This is a genomic window from Rhodococcus sp. BP-261 (assembly GCF_019835205.1).
In the GTDB taxonomy this organism is placed as follows: Bacteria; Actinomycetota; Actinomycetes; order Mycobacteriales; family Mycobacteriaceae; genus Rhodococcoides; species Rhodococcoides kyotonensis_B.
In genome coordinates this window covers 60,264-75,574 of the sequence record NZ_JABUCO010000010.1, presented here as the reverse complement: position 1 = coordinate 75,574, position 15,311 = coordinate 60,264, and the positions used below count along the sequence as shown (strand labels likewise).

Annotated in this window: 14 protein-coding genes; 6 read left to right on the top strand and 8 right to left on the bottom strand. The window is 63.4% G+C overall.

Annotation, left to right across the window (positions count from 1 at the left end; translation table 11 throughout):
- Nucleotides 1-6: 6 nt before the first annotated feature.
- Nucleotides 7-1,611 carry an NAD(P)/FAD-dependent oxidoreductase gene (locus HQ354_RS13430; RefSeq protein WP_261768705.1) on the bottom strand — a complete coding sequence of 535 codons (1,605 nt, stop codon included), beginning with the start codon at nucleotides 1,609-1,611 and terminating at the stop codon, nucleotides 7-9.
- 230 nt (nucleotides 1,612-1,841) lie between these two features.
- On the opposite strand from HQ354_RS13430, the gene HQ354_RS13425 reads away from it, so the two are divergent.
- Together HQ354_RS13425 and HQ354_RS13420 are read left to right on the top strand one after the other, a co-directional pair.
- Entirely contained in the window at nucleotides 1,842-2,726 is an 885-nt protein-coding gene (locus HQ354_RS13425; protein ID WP_167676374.1) for an SMP-30/gluconolactonase/LRE family protein, read from the top strand.
- Nucleotides 2,727-2,784: 58 nt separating this feature from the next.
- Nucleotides 2,785-4,566, top strand: a complete 1,782-nt coding sequence (locus HQ354_RS13420; protein ID WP_068421850.1) for an FAD-dependent oxidoreductase — start codon at nucleotides 2,785-2,787, stop codon at nucleotides 4,564-4,566.
- Nucleotides 4,567-4,621: 55 nt separating this feature from the next.
- Here the strand turns inward: HQ354_RS13420 and HQ354_RS13415 are convergent, their stop codons facing one another.
- From HQ354_RS13415 to HQ354_RS13405, 3 genes are read right to left on the bottom strand one after another with little or no spacing between them, the layout of a single operon-like run.
- A complete protein-coding gene (locus HQ354_RS13415) occupies nucleotides 4,622-6,085 on the bottom strand; it encodes an aldehyde dehydrogenase (RefSeq protein WP_068421845.1) in 1,464 nt (487 codons plus the stop codon).
- Between the two features lie 16 nt (nucleotides 6,086-6,101).
- The gene (locus HQ354_RS13410) at nucleotides 6,102-7,259 is read right to left on the bottom strand and encodes an NAD(P)/FAD-dependent oxidoreductase (protein ID WP_068421843.1); all 1,158 of its coding nucleotides are present in this window, start codon (nucleotides 7,257-7,259) and stop codon (nucleotides 6,102-6,104) included.
- Complete coding sequence (locus tag HQ354_RS13405) at nucleotides 7,259-8,539, bottom strand: cytochrome P450 (protein ID WP_068421840.1); 1,281 nt, start codon at nucleotides 8,537-8,539, stop codon at nucleotides 7,259-7,261. Before HQ354_RS13405 ends, HQ354_RS13410 begins: the two co-directional genes overlap by 1 nt.
- A gap of 166 nt (nucleotides 8,540-8,705) precedes the next feature.
- Between HQ354_RS13405 and HQ354_RS13400 the strand changes: the two genes are divergently transcribed.
- Entirely contained in the window at nucleotides 8,706-8,897 is a 192-nt protein-coding gene (locus tag HQ354_RS13400; RefSeq protein ID WP_068421835.1) for a ferredoxin, read from the top strand.
- A 68-nt stretch (nucleotides 8,898-8,965) separates the two neighbouring features.
- Here the strand turns inward: HQ354_RS13400 and HQ354_RS13395 are convergent, their stop codons facing one another.
- Nucleotides 8,966-9,703 carry a FadR/GntR family transcriptional regulator gene (locus HQ354_RS13395; protein WP_068421831.1) on the bottom strand — a complete coding sequence of 246 codons (738 nt, stop codon included), beginning with the start codon at nucleotides 9,701-9,703 and terminating at the stop codon, nucleotides 8,966-8,968.
- Nucleotides 9,704-9,832: 129 nt separating this feature from the next.
- Here HQ354_RS13395 and HQ354_RS13390 point away from each other — a divergent pair, with 129 nt between their 5' ends.
- On the top strand, nucleotides 9,833-10,597 hold the full coding sequence (locus HQ354_RS13390) for an enoyl-CoA hydratase/isomerase family protein (RefSeq protein ID WP_068421828.1): 765 nt from the start codon (nucleotides 9,833-9,835) through the stop codon (nucleotides 10,595-10,597).
- A gap of 7 nt (nucleotides 10,598-10,604) precedes the next feature.
- Here the strand turns inward: HQ354_RS13390 and HQ354_RS13385 are convergent, their stop codons facing one another.
- Complete coding sequence (locus HQ354_RS13385) at nucleotides 10,605-11,753, bottom strand: ABC transporter substrate-binding protein (RefSeq protein ID WP_222634814.1); 1,149 nt, start codon at nucleotides 11,751-11,753, stop codon at nucleotides 10,605-10,607.
- 95 nt (nucleotides 11,754-11,848) lie between these two features.
- On the opposite strand from HQ354_RS13385, the gene HQ354_RS13380 reads away from it, so the two are divergent.
- The gene (locus tag HQ354_RS13380) at nucleotides 11,849-12,418 is read left to right on the top strand and encodes a nuclear transport factor 2 family protein (protein WP_222634812.1); all 570 of its coding nucleotides are present in this window, start codon (nucleotides 11,849-11,851) and stop codon (nucleotides 12,416-12,418) included.
- Here the strand turns inward: HQ354_RS13380 and HQ354_RS13375 are convergent.
- Entirely contained in the window at nucleotides 12,387-13,637 is a 1,251-nt protein-coding gene (locus HQ354_RS13375) for an MFS transporter (RefSeq protein WP_308115238.1), read from the bottom strand. The genes HQ354_RS13380 and HQ354_RS13375 overlap by 32 nt on opposite strands.
- Nucleotides 13,634-14,047, bottom strand: coding sequence for a thioesterase family protein (locus HQ354_RS13370; RefSeq protein WP_068421820.1), 414 nt, complete (start codon nucleotides 14,045-14,047; stop codon nucleotides 13,634-13,636). Before HQ354_RS13370 ends, HQ354_RS13375 begins: the two co-directional genes overlap by 4 nt.
- Nucleotides 14,048-14,181: 134 nt before the next feature.
- On the opposite strand from HQ354_RS13370, the gene HQ354_RS13365 reads away from it, so the two are divergent.
- Nucleotides 14,182-15,303, top strand: coding sequence for an NDMA-dependent alcohol dehydrogenase (locus HQ354_RS13365; protein ID WP_068421817.1), 1,122 nt, complete (start codon nucleotides 14,182-14,184; stop codon nucleotides 15,301-15,303).
- The last annotated feature ends 8 nt before the right edge of the window (nucleotides 15,304-15,311 follow it).

Below are 15,311 nucleotides of genomic sequence, written 5' to 3'. Positions count from 1 at the left end.
GCGGGGTCACTTCAGCACGAATCCCGAATATCCCTCGTCGGCAACGGCATTGCACTTCTTCTCGTACTCCACGCACCCACCGACGTAGGGCATGAAGATCTGCGGCTTGCCCGGAACATTGGCTCCCATGTACCAGGACGCCGCCTTCGGAAACACCGTGTACGACGCCATCTCGTTGACGTGCGCCACCCACTCGTCCTCAGCTTTCTGGGTGGGCTCGATGGTCTCGTACCCGTGAGAGTCCATGTACGCGAGGCAGTCCGACGTCCACTCGACGTGCTGCTCGATGGCGGTGACCATGTTGGCCAGCACCGAAGGACTTCCGGACCCTGCGATCAGCAGGAGGTTCGGGAACCCGGCGACGCCGAGTCCCAGATAGGTGGTCGGTCCGTGCTGCCACTTGCTCTTCAAGCTCTGGCCACCGGACCCCCGAATGTCGATACGGTCGAGCGCACCGGTCATGGCATCGAAACCTGTTGCCAAGCAGATTATGTCGAAATCGTACTCGGCTTCGGTGGTGCGCGCTCCCGTCGGGGTGATCGACTCCAGCGGTGTCCGTCGCAGGTCCACCAGCGTGACGTTGCCACGGTTGTAGGTCTCGAAATAGTCCGTGTCCACGCAGATGCGTTTCGCCCCCAGGGGGTATCCACGGGGAATCAGAGATTCGGCGATGTCAGGATCGTGGACCGTCGCGCGAATCTTGGCGCGCACGTAGTCCGCCACCGTGTCGTTGGCGTCGTCGGTCAGCATCAAATCCTGGTAGGCACCCAGTAGAGCGAAACCACCCTTACCCCAACGGCTGTCGAACTCGCGCGCACGATCCTCGGCTGAAACATCCAGCGCGTTCTGCGGATTGTCACCACGCTCGACTCCCGCGGACGACGCCCGAGCTCGGCGACGTCGTTCCGGGTAGTTCGCCTTCACCTCGGCCTCGAATCGGGGATCGAGTGGCCCGTTCATCGCGGGAACGGAGAAACTCGCCGTGCGCTGCAGAACAGTGAGATGATCGGCTTGTCTCGCCACTTCCGGTATGAGCTGAATTCCCGAGGAACCCGTCCCGAGCACGGCGACCCGCTTACCCGTGAAGTCGACCCCTTCCGTGGGCCAGTTCCCCGTGTGATAGACGTCGCCCGTAAAGCTCTCCAGCCCAGCGATGTTCGGCGTCTGAGGCACGGAGAGGCACCCGGTAGCCATGATCACGAACCGGGCGGTGGCACACGCCTGTCCAGCGGCGTACACGGTCCAAGCTTTCGTCGTTTCGTCGTAGCGCGCCGACTGGATCCGAGTGTTCAGCGAGATGTCGCGACGCAGATCGAATCGGTCTGCAACATGCTGGAGATACGCGAGAATCTCCGGCTGAGCGGGATACCGCTCCTTCCATGTCCACTCCTGTTGGAGTGCGTCGTCGAACGAGAACGAGTAGTCCACACTTTCGACGTCGCACCGTGCACCTGGATAGCGGTTCCAGAACCAGGTGCCACCGACGTCGTCACCTGCCTCGAAAAGACGAACATTCAATCCCTGGCCACGCAGTTTCCACAGCAGATACAAGCCGGAGAATCCCGCCCCCACCACCACGACATCGACCTGACGTGCATCATTAGTGCGCATGATTAGCACGGTATGGGTATAGTACACCTGTGTCAACGGTCACACAGCCATGAGATCGGCGCGAGGAGAGATGGCATGGTCCACAGAACTCGTTGTCCGGTAGCACAATTGGACCACGTTGCGAGATCGCAGCGGGACGGCGAACCACAAGGCCTCCTTCGCCATCGGACAGACCATCGCCGTCGACGACGGTTCAGACGCAGTAACGATCGACACGAAAAGGACACTTCATGACCAGCACCGCCGACATCACGACCGTCGTCACCGACCGCGCGTTTCTCGAATGCCCACGGTGGCACGACGGTCGTATCTGGGTCTCCGATCTGTATGCGCACGAGGTGTTGTCGATAGGCGACGACGGCGACGTGCGCGTCGAAGCGACCATGGAGGACCGGCCGTCGGGACTCGGGTGGTTGCCGGACGGCCGCCTGCTGATCGTGTCGATGGTCGACGGGCTCGTGCTCAGACGCGAACACGACGGCTCACTCGTCACCCACGCAGATGTATCGCACCTGGCAACAGGCAAGCTGAACGACATGGTCGTCGACGACCGTGGCCACGCGTACATCAGCACATTCGGCTTCGAGTTTCGCAGCCGTTCGTACGTCGAATCCGCCGTGCTCATCCATGTCGCACCGAACGGTGACGCGGCCGTCGCTGCGGGAGATCTGTTGTTCCCCAACGGTTCTGTGATCACGAAGGACCGCACCCTGGTCGTCGCCGAGTCGATGGGCAATCGGATGACGGCATTCGACGTCGCCGACGACGGGGAACTGTCGAATCGTCGAACATGGGCCGCCTTCGGTCCGGAGGTCCCCCGTACGAGCGTCCGGGATGCGATGAGTGCGGCGTCCGTGGCACCCGACGGCATCGGACTCGATTCCGAAGGTGCGATCTGGGTGGCCGACGCCCTGAATCAGCGTCTGATCCGCGTCGTCCAGGGCGGTGAGATCGTCGACGAGAAGGTCTTTCCGACAGGTGTTTTCGCGTGCATGCTCGGAGGCGCCGACGGGAGGACACTGTTCGCATGTGCGGCCCCGTCGTCGTCCGAGCATGCACGTCAGGACACGCGCGACGCAAGCCTTCTGTCGGTCCGTGTGGACATTCCCGCATAGGCCCGAACAGGGACACGAACACACCGCGTGACGACCACACTCACGAACAGGGGCTCGAATGAACGAATCGCATGACGACGATTTCGAATCGGTTGCGACGGAGTGGATCCAAGAGTTCGGCGCCGCGCTCGCCACTCGTGACGCCGACGCGGCCGCGGCCTTGTTCCGACCCGACGGATGGTGGCGTGATCTGCTCATGTTCGGCTGGGATCTGCGTAGCCTGAACGGCAACGTCGGCATCGGACAGTACCTCGCGCAAGCGCACGATCAGGGCGACGTACGCCTGTCGCTCGTCGGCGGAGCAACGATCGTGGGGCAGGGCGACGACGCCTGGATTCAAGCGGTCATCGCCGTCGACTCGGACTCCGCACGAGGCCGAGGCGTACTGCGACTCACTCGATCGACGGATGATCGGGCATGGAAAGCATGGACGCTACTGACGGCGATGGACGAGCTCGTCGGTCACGAGGAATCCACCGGTGCCCGCCGCCCGCGCGGGGGCGCTCAGGGCGCGAACCGAATCGCGCGCAACTGGCAGCAGCACCGTGCCGCCCGACGGGAGTTCGCCGAGGGCGACCCAGAGGTGCTCGTCGTCGGGGGCGGACACGGCGGCCTCGGTCTCGCAGCCAGATTGGGGCAGCTCGACGTGGCCACGCTGGTGATCGACAGGAACGAGCGCATCGGCGACAACTGGCGCAATCGTTACCATTCCCTGGTCCTGCACGATCCGGTCTGGTACGACCACTTGCCGTACCTCCCGTTTCCGTCCACGTGGCCGGTCTACACGCCCAAGGACAAGATCGGTGATTGGCTGGAGTTCTACGCCTCCACGATGGAGCTCAACGTGTGGACCGGCTCGGAACTGGTGGCGAGTACGTACGACGACGATGCCGCCGCGTGGACCGTGACCGTCCGTCGTTCCGATGGCACCGAAAGAACTCTGCGCCCTCGGCACCTCGTACTGGCCACCGGCGTCAGTGGTACCGAACCCAATATGCCGACCGTTGCGGACTCGGAGCTCTTCGCGGGGAGCATCTCCCACTCGAGTAGCTTCGCGAGCAGCGGTGATCTTCAGGGCAAGAATGCAATCGTCGTCGGCAGTTGCAACAGCGGACACGACATCGCGCAGGAACTGTTCGAGCGTGGCGCCGAGGTCACCATGCTGCAACGGTCCCCCTCCTACGTCGTCAGCGTCGACGCCTCCAAGATCGCGATGGCCGGGTTGTACGACGAGACGGGCCCACCCACAGAGACCGCCGACCTGCTCGGCGCGTCCTTTCCGTTCAAAGCTGTCCCGGACATCCACCGAAACACCACCGCCGCGATGGCCGAGTTGGACGAAGAACTTCTGGATGGCCTTCGCCGAGCCGGATTCCTGCTCAGCTCGGGAATCGACGGCACCGGCGCTCTGATGTTGTTCTTGCAGAAGGGCGGTGGCTACTACATCAACGTCGGCTGCTCGGAACTGATCGCAGCGGGCGACATCGGCATTCGCTCGGGCGTCGAGATCGAACGGTTCACCGAACACGGTGTCCACCTGACCGACGGAACATCCCTGAGTGCCGACATCGTCGTCTTCGCCACCGGTTTCAAGGGGATGTTGCAGACGGCGCGACGCCTCCTGGGCGAGGACGTCGCACACCGTTGCGGTCCTGTGTGGGGTCTCGACGCGGAAGGCGAACTGCAGGGCGTCTGGCGCGAATCCGGGCACCCGGGTCTGTGGTTCATGGGTGGCAACCTCGCCATGGCTCGCTACTACGGAAAGTTTCTGGCTCTGCAGATCAAGGCGAAGGTGGAGGGACTACATCCCTCGGTTCCGAGGAGTCCCGTACCTGCGTGAACGAAGGAAACGAAGAAGGGCCCCTCGCGAGAGGGGCCCTTCTTCGTCGACACGCCTAGTCGGCGAACTGAATCAGCTTGGTCTCGAGGAACGAGCTCAGACCCTCGACGTTTCCTTCGCGTCCGAGGCCGGACTGCTTGTATCCACCGAACGGTTGAGTGACGCACATGTCCCAGCCGTTGATGGAGATCTGGCCGGTGCGGACGCGTCGGGCAATGCTCTCCGCCAATGCTGCATCCTCGGCGTAGACGGCACCGGACAGTCCGTAGTCCGAGTCGTTGGCGATCGCGACAGCCTCGTCGATGCTGTCGAACGGAATCACGACGACGACGGGACCGAAGATCTCTTCCTGAGCGATGCGCATGTCGTTGGTGACGTCGGCGAACAGCGTCGGCTCGACGTACCAGCCCTTGTTTAGTCCTGCCGGTCGCCCGCCTCCGGTGACGAGTCGCGCGCCTTCGGCTTTGCCGACCTCGATGTAGTCGAGGACTCGGGTGCGCTGACGTTCGGCCGCCAGCGGTCCGATCGCGACGCTGTCGTCCCGTGGGTCACCGACGGAGACCGACTCGAAGATGGTCTTGATGGTGTCGACGACCTCGTCCTGACGATGACGCGGAACGACGATGCGAGTGATCGCCGCGCACACCTGACCGCTGTGGCCGATGCCTGCGAACGCCAGGGCGGGAAAGACCTTGTCGAGAGAGATGTCGTCGGCGATGATTCCCGCTGATTTGCCGCCGAGTTCGAGCGTCACTCGTGCGATGCGCTCTCCGCACAGACTCATGATCTTACGACCGGCGGCGGTCGATCCGGTGAAGGAGATCTTGTCGACGTCCTTGTGCCGCACCAGATGTTCGCCTGTCTCGCGACCGCCGGGAAGGAGGGAGATGACACCTTCGGGCAACCCTGCCGCTTCGAGAGCCTCGGCGAGAAGCATCATGCTGACCGGCCCCTCGGGAGCCGGCTTCAGCACGACGGTGCATCCGGCCGCGAGCGCAGGAGCAATCTTCAACGAGGCCGTGGCAACCGGACCGTTCCACGGGATGATCGTCGCGACGACTCCGATGGGTTCGCGAACGAGCTTGCCGTGGCCGTCGGCCCAGCTGCGTTCTTCCTCGAACTCGAACCGCTCGTGCAGCGTCGATGCGTCACCCCACATCTTCAGCGCGTTGTTGTGGAACGCGACGCTCGCGCCCGCAGGAGCGCCGATCTCGGCAGTGAACGCCGCTGCCATCGCGTCGAATCTCTTCTCGACTTCCTGCTGAATGCGCACGAGGTACTTCGCTCGCTCTTCGGCCGTCATGCGCGGCCATGGACCGTCGTCGAACGCCTTGCGTGCGGCCGCAACTGCCTTGTCGATGTCCGCAGGTTGCGCATCGGGGACCGTCGCGAGCAGTTCCTCGGTGATGGGTGAGACCACCTCGATCACCTTGTCGCTCGACGGCTCCACCCATGTGCCACCGATGAATAGTTTGTCGTAGCTCTTCAAGGTCGTCGAAGCTGGGACTGTCGCGGTCATCGATTCTTCTCCTCTGTCAGCTGAGCGGTTGGGTGATATCGCGTAGAGCGGTGGCATCCGGACGTGTGCCTGCGGCGATCGCGGCGCGGGCCCCGATCATGAGTTTCGGTGTGTCGATGCTCAGATGTGCTGTCAGCACACCACTGTCGTCGAGCCAGGCAGCTGCCCACTTGTCGTCGTCGCCGTGACGAACGACCACGGCGTCCGTCGCGCTGTGGTGGCCGACGTATTGAATTTTGTGACCGAACTGGTCGCTCCAGAAGTACGGAACCGGATCGTGGACGGCGGGCTCGCGACCGACGATCGTTCGGGCAACGGCGTCGGGCCCGGTGCGGGCATCGTCCCAATGCTCCACGTGCAGTGACTGATTCGACCGAGGTGACCACCGAACTGCCACGTCTCCGACTGCGAAGACGTGGGGGTCCGAGGTGCGCAGGTGCTCGTCCACCTCGATACCGCGCGCGATCGACAGGCCCGAATCCTCCAGCCAGCTCACGTCCGGCCGAACTCCGATGCCTGCGACCACGACGTCCGCGGACACGTCCTCACCGGTGTCGAGCGTGACTCCGGTGTCCGTGACTTCGCGAACGCCGACCCCGACGCGCAGATCGACTGCGTCCCACCAGGGGACGAACCGTGTGCCGACGTCCACACCGAGCGCGTTCGCCAAGGGTGCAGGTCCGTACTCGACGCACGTGACCTCGGCCCCTGCTGCGAGTGCAGCCGTCGCGACCTCGGCGCCGATCCAACTCGCGCCGACGAGAACGACTTTCGCGCCGGGCTTCAGAAGTTCGCGCAGTTTCTGCGAGTCGTCGACGGTGCGTATCGCGAGCTGGCGGCTCGAACCGGGCAGCATGATCGGAGCGGCGCCCGTGGCGATGACGAGGGTGTCGTATTCGACTGCGCCCTGGGCCGTCTCGACTTTCTTGGACTGGAGGTCGAGGCCCGTCGCGGCGACCCCGACGCGAACGTCGATCTTCAGCGCCTCGTAGTCGGTGCGCAGCCGCGTGTTCGAATCGCCTCTCAACGCGGCCTTGGTGAGCGGTGGCCTGTCGTACGGAAGATGCCGTTCGGCGGCGAGAAGAACGATCTCGCCCTCGAAACCGTTCGACCGCAACGTTTCACAGGTACGCGCGCCGGCGAGCCCCCCGCCGACGACGACTACTCTGCTCATCAGTACATCGGCGCCGCAGGTGCGGTGGCCGCGGCCACGGCTTCACCGTCGGCGAGTCTTTTCTCGCCGGGCGTGAAGTGAGCGGGAATTCTCTGCCATCCCATGTTCGTTCCCTGATGGGGGTAGCGCTCGAGCTTGTCGGTCTCGATGGTGTAGTCGGGCATTCTCTCGAGAATCTGCGTCAGCAACGTCTTCGCCATCAGGCGACCGAGATGCGACCCCGAGCAGCGGTGCACTCCGATGCCGAATGCGGTGTGGCGGTTGGGCCATCGCTCGATGTCGATCTCGTCGGGATTCTCGAACAACGCCTCGTCCCGGTTGGCCGACGCCCACGACAGCAGCACGCGGTCGCCCTTCTTCATCGGGCAACCCTTGAAGTCGACGTCCTCGGTGACCGTACGCGCCAGTGCCTGCGTCGGCGAGAAGAAGCGCAGGAACTCTTCGACGGCGTGGTCCATGAGAGATGGGTCGTCGATGAGACGTTGCCGGACGTCGGGGTGATCGGCCAGCCACACCAGGGTTTGACTGACCAGCGACGCCGTGGTTCCGGTGCCGCCTGCAACGAGCAGTTCCACCATGGCGAACACCTCGAAGTCGTCGAGCACCCGCCCGTCCACTTCCTGCTGGACGAGGTAGCTGATGACGTCGTCGGTCGGGTTCGCGCGGCGATCCGCGATGACCGTGCGCATCTTCTCCGACAGGTACGGGAAGTCGACCTTCATCGCATGTTCGTAGTGCGGACTGCCCGGAACACCTGCCAGCGCCTCGTGATGCGCTGCGGCATAAGTCTTCCAGTCCTCGATCCCGAGCCCGAGCCAGTCGACCGTCACGATCGCGGGCACCCCGATGACGGAGGTGAAGTCGCACTCCCCTGCCTCGATGACACTGTCGATGAACGCCGTCGTGTGATGTTCGACGAGGTCCTTCATCTTCTCGACCGCGGCGGGCGAGGTGATCGGATTGACGATCTTGCGATACTTGCGGAACTCGGGCGGGTCGAGCTCGATCGGAATGTGAAAGTGCATGGGCGTCTTCGGAATTACGACCGACAGCCCTTCGCCGCCGTACTCGGAACGCGCCGAGGAGAAAGTGTCGTCGTCACGTGAGGCGTCGAACACCGCGTCGTAGTCGGACAGGACCCAGTAGCCGCCGTGCGCCTCCGACCACCCTCGCTTTTCCGCGTTCCGCAGTGCCCGGTAGGAACCGACAGGATCTGCGGAATGCTCTTGCGAGTTGTGATCGAAGTGAATGACCGGGCACCTGCCCCCGCTGTCCGTCATGGCTGAATGTCCTCCCGCGAAATCTCGTGACCAATTCATGCACTGCGCTGATAATGGTTATACTAGATTCCGATGTTGTCAACATCACAGCAGCGACAGCATATAGTCGAGATCACTGGAATGGCTGTAAACAAACAGCCCTTCGGACAGCCCAGAAGGAGGAGTCGTGAACGTTTCGGTCGACGAGTTCCAGTGCCAGGGGCACGGACTGTGCCAGATGACGTCGCCGCAGGTCTTCGCGTTACGCGACGAGGACGGCCACGCCTATGTACTACCCGAAGGCCAGGAGCCGACCCGTATCGACGAAGCGAGGGCCGGCGCCGACAGTTGCCCGGAACGGGCAATCAGTGTCGAGTAGGCGGCTTCGCCACCCGTGAGTGCGAATGTATAGCCCGCTGTACATTCGCACTCACGTACGCGAGGCGTCTACAACGCGCGATCCCACTGAATGACCGAGCCCATGACGTCGGGGAACTTCCGCTCGGCGTAGCGCACGTATTCGTTGATGTGCTTGGCCATACGGTCCTGGGACAAATCCGGATCCCGTACGAGCAGAGAGTCGTAGATCGATTGGTGAGCGGTGATGATGGCACTGCGCCGAGGCGCCGGATAGTCGATTCCGATGATCGTGCCGTCCATGATCCCGAGCAGCGAGTCGACGATGTAGCCGAACAACGGATTGCCCGACGACCAGGCGATGATGTCGTGGAACTGCTTGTTGGCCTCGAGGAACACGTACTGGTCGTCGAGGGATTCGCGCATGGTGTCGATGGTGCCGCCCAACTGGACGAGCGATTCGTCGGAGATGCGTTCGGCGGCAAGGCGCGAGATCATCGGTTCCATCGCGACGCGGGCCTCGGCGATCGCCTTGAACGGCGCATTCTTCAACTGCATCAGCAGGATGACCGTGCTGGCGAGGTGCGACGCGTCGGGATCGAGCAGAACAGGCCCACCTTTGGGGCCCGGCTTGAGCGCGATGACGCCCTGGAACTCGAGGAGTCTGAGCGCTTCTCGGAGCGTTCCGCGGCCGATCTGATACTTCTCGAGCATCGCTTTCTCGGGCGGAAGAAGATCCCCGGCGGTCAGCCCCTGCCGCAAGGTATCGCGGATGATCTGCTGCGCAATCACCATCGCTGCTTTGGGAGCGCGGTTGGCTACGGTCATGGGTCGAGTCTCCCTGCTATTCGAGGCGATTGATTATAACAATAGGCCCGTGCGGCGCCTGCAACCTGCGAAACCGCGGTATCCCCATACCCCGGATCACGAACTACTACCAACGAACAGGACGGACTCATGCCCGACGTGATCATCGAAAGTACCCCAGCGACGCTGTGGATTCGGCTGAACAGGCCCGAGCGTCGCAACGCGTTCGATCCCGAGATGTCCGCCGCGATCGCCGACGCCCTCGACGACGCGTCGGGCTACCGCTCGGTCGTCATCACCGGCTCGGGTGGAAGCTTCTGCGCCGGTGGTTCTCTGGCCAAACTCAGCGAACCGACGCCGAAGGAGATGCGCCGGCTCTACCGCGGTTCGCTACGGCTGTTCGACGCCATCCGCACGTGCCCGCGCCCGGTCATCGCCGCGGTCAACGGTGCGGCCGCGGGCGGAGGCAACGAATTGATCGTTGCGTGCGATCTGGCGGTTGCTGCACGTTCGGCCACGTTCGGCCAGACCGGTCCGCGGGTGGGAAGCGCACCGGTCACCGGCGCCACGAACGTCATGGGAGTGCAGATCGGCGAGAAGCGCGCCAAAGAACTGTCGATGCTGTGTCGCCGATACTCCGCACAGCAGGCGCTGGACATGGGCTTGATCAACGAGGTCGTCGACGACGACAAGCTCGAGGCGACGGTCCAGGAGTGGTGCGACGAGATCTCGGCCTTGAGTCCGCGATACCTGGAGATCACCAAGACGAGTTCCAACCTCTGGTGGAACGCGGCGCGCGACTCCTTCTCGTCGGGACTCGGGATGCTCACCCAGGCCGTCGGCAGCCCCGACATGATCGAGGGTGCGACGGCGTTCCTCGAGAAGAGGAAGGCCGTCTTCCCCGATCCGGAGTAGCAGTCCGTCACTTCTCGGACAGCAGTACTTCTTCGGTCCCGTTCCATTGCACGAGAGCGCCTTTCACGCTCATGTCGTTTCCTTCGAACGTGACGTCGCCCTCGGCCCCGGTGAATCCCTCGGCCACGACCTGCTGCAAGCCGTTCTGGATGTCCTCCCGTGACGCGCCACCCGACTTCTCGATGGCACGGGCGATCATCCAGGCGGCGTCGTAGCCCTCCGCTGCATAGTTGTTCGGATTCTCACCGTCGTACTTGGTGCGGTACGCCTCGACGAAGTCCTGAGTCGCGGGATTCGTGCCGTGATAAGTGAAGTCCGTCGGCCATGTCATCCCTGCGCCCGCGGGCCCTGCAGGCGTGAGATTGCCTGCCCCGGAACCGGTGTGGGTGACCAGGGTCCCGTCGAAACCGGCCTGACGAAGCTGAGAGACAGCCGTCGCGTTCTGAGCGCCGTTCATCATGATCGCGATACCGTCGGGATCGTCCGCGAGCAGTTTCGCAATAGGGGCGGTGAAGTCCTGGGTCGTGTTCTGCACCGCCGAGGTCGACGCGACGGTGAAGCCGTATCGTCCGCCCATGTCGGGGATAGTCCCCTCCGACAACTGCGCAAGCGTCGGGTTGGCACTGTTGTACAGAATTCCGAGCGACTTCACGTTCTGCGTTTGCAGGTACTCGCCCGCCTGGTCGTAGTACGTCGCCATGGGAGCCGTTGCGCGATAGGTGTATTCACCGACCAACGTTCCGTCGCTGCCGGATTGGGTGAAGACGATCGGCACCTTGGCGGCTTGGGCGAGAGGTGCCACTGCGACGGTCTGCGCGCTCGTCACGGTACCGAGTATCGCTGCCACGCGGGGATCGACGGTGGCCTCGGTCACCTGACTCGCCGCCGTCTGCGCCTCTCCTGCAGAGTCACGGCTTTCGAGAACCATCGTGGACTCGCCGAGGTAGTTCTGCTCGTTGATCTCCTCGATTGCCAGCTCGATGCCCTTCAACTGGTTGGTGCCCGCATACGACAGCGTTCCGGTCTTGTCGGTCACCGAGAACACCTTGATTTCCGACGGCATCTCGCCCGACGCGGTGTCACCGCCCGCGCCACTTCCGCAGCCCGCTGCGACGAGCACGACACCCGCGAACAGCGGAGCAAGTCTCATCCTCATTCAATTCACCCTTTTGCTGGTAATGATGCGCATATAATGACCACCACATCATGAGGCGTCGACGGGCACCGCGTCCCGAGAATGGAACAACCGCCGTGACCGACATCGATATACTGCTGAGGCTCGATCGGCTCGAATCACGTTCGGCGATAGCCGAATTACCCGTTCTGTACTGTCTCGCGATGGACGAGCGGGACGTCGACGGCATCACCGCGGTGTTCACCGAAGACGCAACGATGCGCTCGGCGGACGGGGTGTTCGACGCACATGGCCGGGACGCGATAGTGCGAACCTTCCAGAGCCGATTCGACGCGTTGGGGCCGACCAATCACGTCGCGCACGGCCATGTCGTCAGATTCGACGAGGATCGAAACTCGGCGCACGGCATCGCCGTCGGGCATGCGGAGCTGGTCAGGAACGACGTTCCGATGGTCACCGCCCTGCGGTATCGCGACCGTTATCGACGCGTGGACGGCGTGTGGCGGATACACGATCGACTGATGTCCTACATGTACTATCTTCCGGTTTCCGAATACGAAGAGGGACTGGGTGATTCACGTAGCATGCGAGCCTACGGCGACCTACGGCGAGCTGATTGGCCCGAGACACTGCGCGGCGCCGACACGTCGTGGCTCAGACGGTTCCGACCTGGCTACGAACCATGAGTACTGCGTTGTCACCATCGTTTTCCCACCGCCCGCGGCCCAGTAACGCGACGACGGAACACAGAACGACCAGAATCGCGCCTGCCGTGGCCATTCCCGTTGCGCTCCCCCATCCTGTGGAGACAGCACCCGTCGTCAACGTCAGGATCGCGGTCAGTCCGTAGCAGAACGACGCGTACTTGGAGGCGACGCGCCCCTGTTCGACCGCCGAGACACCCCGCGTGAGCAATCGCAGACCGCACGAATAGGCGAAGCCTTGTCCGAGACCCCAGGAGAGACAACCGATCACGACGAGCTCCAACCTCGACGACACGACACCCGCCGCGCATGCCACCGCGCCGAGGGCAATCAGCGCAAGCGACACACTCGGAGGCAGAGCAGTGTGGCGCGCCGCGAACACGAGGGGCGCCAGCCACGCGACGAGCAACAGCACGATCGGCGCCGACACGCCGACGAGCAGCGACGTGCCGCCCGTCTGCTCCCGGACCGCGGTCGGGAGAATTCCGACCGCGAGCCCACCGATGGCCCAACCGGCAAGCCCGATTCCGTAGCCGGCCGCGCGGGCGCGCGCGGAGGTGTCGGCATGCCCGTCCGTTCGGAGCGGCCCCGGCCCGAGCTCGTCTCGTAGCAGAGTCCGAGCACGAGCGAGGGAGATGACGAGAAGCACACCGATGGCGACGAGCAACGACATGTGGATCACATAGGGGGTCACCGTCGGTCCCGGAAAGTTCTCCGCGACAACGGCTCCCAGGATCAGGCCGACGAATGACCCGAAGATTGCGCCCGACGCCGCGATCGTCCGGCCTTTCTCGCCGCGTGCCGCGACGGCGATCGTGGCGGTGGCACCCGTCGCAACGCCGACACATGTGCCGGTGAGGAACCGCCCGACGAAGAGGAACACGACGTCGTCGCCGCCCGCGATCAGCGCCGCGTCGGCCACGACGCCACCGACGAGAGCCGCCGGGAGCAACAACCATGCTCGGCGTGTCAGGCGCGTTCGCGCCATCACCGTGAACGTCACGACCAGCGCGACGAGGTAGGCCGCGAACAACGCCGACACAGTGAACGTGGACAACGACATTCGTTCGGCATACATCGGAAGCATCGACCCGGGAACGTTGGAACCGACGACCAGCGCAGCGAACGCCGCGGACGCCGACGCGCCCAACATTCGACGCCCCCGCCGCGATCCGGACTCGGCTACCACGCCGGCGATCACGGGCGGTCGAGCGAGGTGAGCGCAGACCGCAGAGCATCGGGAATCGGCGCCTTGAGGCCGTCAGGTCCCCGTACCGCGTACTTGATCTTGCCGTAGGCGACACGCTCGCCACCCCGGGTGAACGGGAATCCGACGACGTACGACGTCGTGCCGAGATGGTCGAGTTCCATGCCACACGTGATCTCGTCGAACACGTGACACTGTGTGAGATACGTGCATTCGGAGGAGAATCCGACCGTTCCCACGCCGAGGGCGTCGACCATCGTGTGACTGTCGATGCCGAACGAGTGCAGCCAGACGCTGTACGTTCGCTCCATCCACGGATAGTTGATCGCGAAGTACGAGATGCCGATGGCATCGCAATCGCCGTACGACAGACGGAACGTCTGGCTGGTGGGATGTTCGCTCACGGTTACTCCTCTGTCCGTGCTCATACTTCATCATTCGAGTCTTTACACTAATCATTATCATGGTTATGGTGACTGGGGTCACATCATGACGTGCGCATCCGTGGGAACCATCGTTCACATCGTCAGGAGCATCAGTGAAAACAATCGGAGCATTGATCTGGGAACCCGGCACCCGTTCCGGCTGGAGTGTCGAAGAGATCGAGATCGACCCACCGAAGAGCCGTGAGGTACGCATCAAGCTCGCAGCGTCGGGAATCTGTCACAGCGACGACCACGTCGACACCGGAGACATTCCGCTCGATTGGGCCCCGATCATCGGGGGACACGAGGGCGCCGGTGTCATCGAGGAACTGGGCCCCGACGTCACGGGCTTCGAGGTAGGCGATCACGTCGTGCTCTCCTTCCTTCCGTCGTGCGGGCACTGTCAGATGTGTACGGTCGGACGATCGAACATGTGCGAGATGGGCGCGGGAGTACTCGCCGGCTTCGCACCCGACGGCACTCACCGTGTCCATGCCCGAGGCCAGGGCGTCGGCCCCTTCTCGTTCCTCGGCACCTTCTCGCCGTACGTCGTCGTCAACATCGACTCGTGCGTCAAGATCGGCAAGGACATTCCGCTCGACAAGGCCGCGCTCATCGGATGTGGCGTACCCACCGGCTGGGGATCCTCGGTCTACGCCGCCGAAGTCGCACTCGGTGAAACCGTCGTCGTCATCGGAACCGGCGGCGTCGGTATGAACGCCGTGCAGGGAGCCCGCCACAAGGGCGCGAAGAACATCATCACCGTCGATCCCGTCGAGTACAAGCGTGATCAGGCAAAGCTTTTCGGCGCAACGCACACGGTGGAGAACTTGGAGCAGGCCAAGGAACTGGTCGACTCCCTGTCGAACGGCCAAGGCGCGGACAAGGTGCTCATCACCGTCGACATCGCGTACGGTCACCTGCTCAATCCCGCCCAGGAGATGACTCGGCGCGGCGGCACATTGGTGCTGACGTCGGCGGCCCCGGTCACCCAGCGCGACGTTCCCTTCGACCTGTTCACCTTCGCCATGTCCGGCAAGCGCCTGCAGGGAACCCTGTACGGAACGACGACGGCACGTCGCGACATCCCCCTGATCGCGGACATGTACCGTCGCGGCGAGTTCATGCTCGACGAACTGGTCAGCAAGACATACAAGCTCGAGCAGATCAACGAAGCGATCCAGGACATGCGCGACGGTAAGAACATCCGCGGCGTCATCGTGTACGACGACTAGGAGGCCGA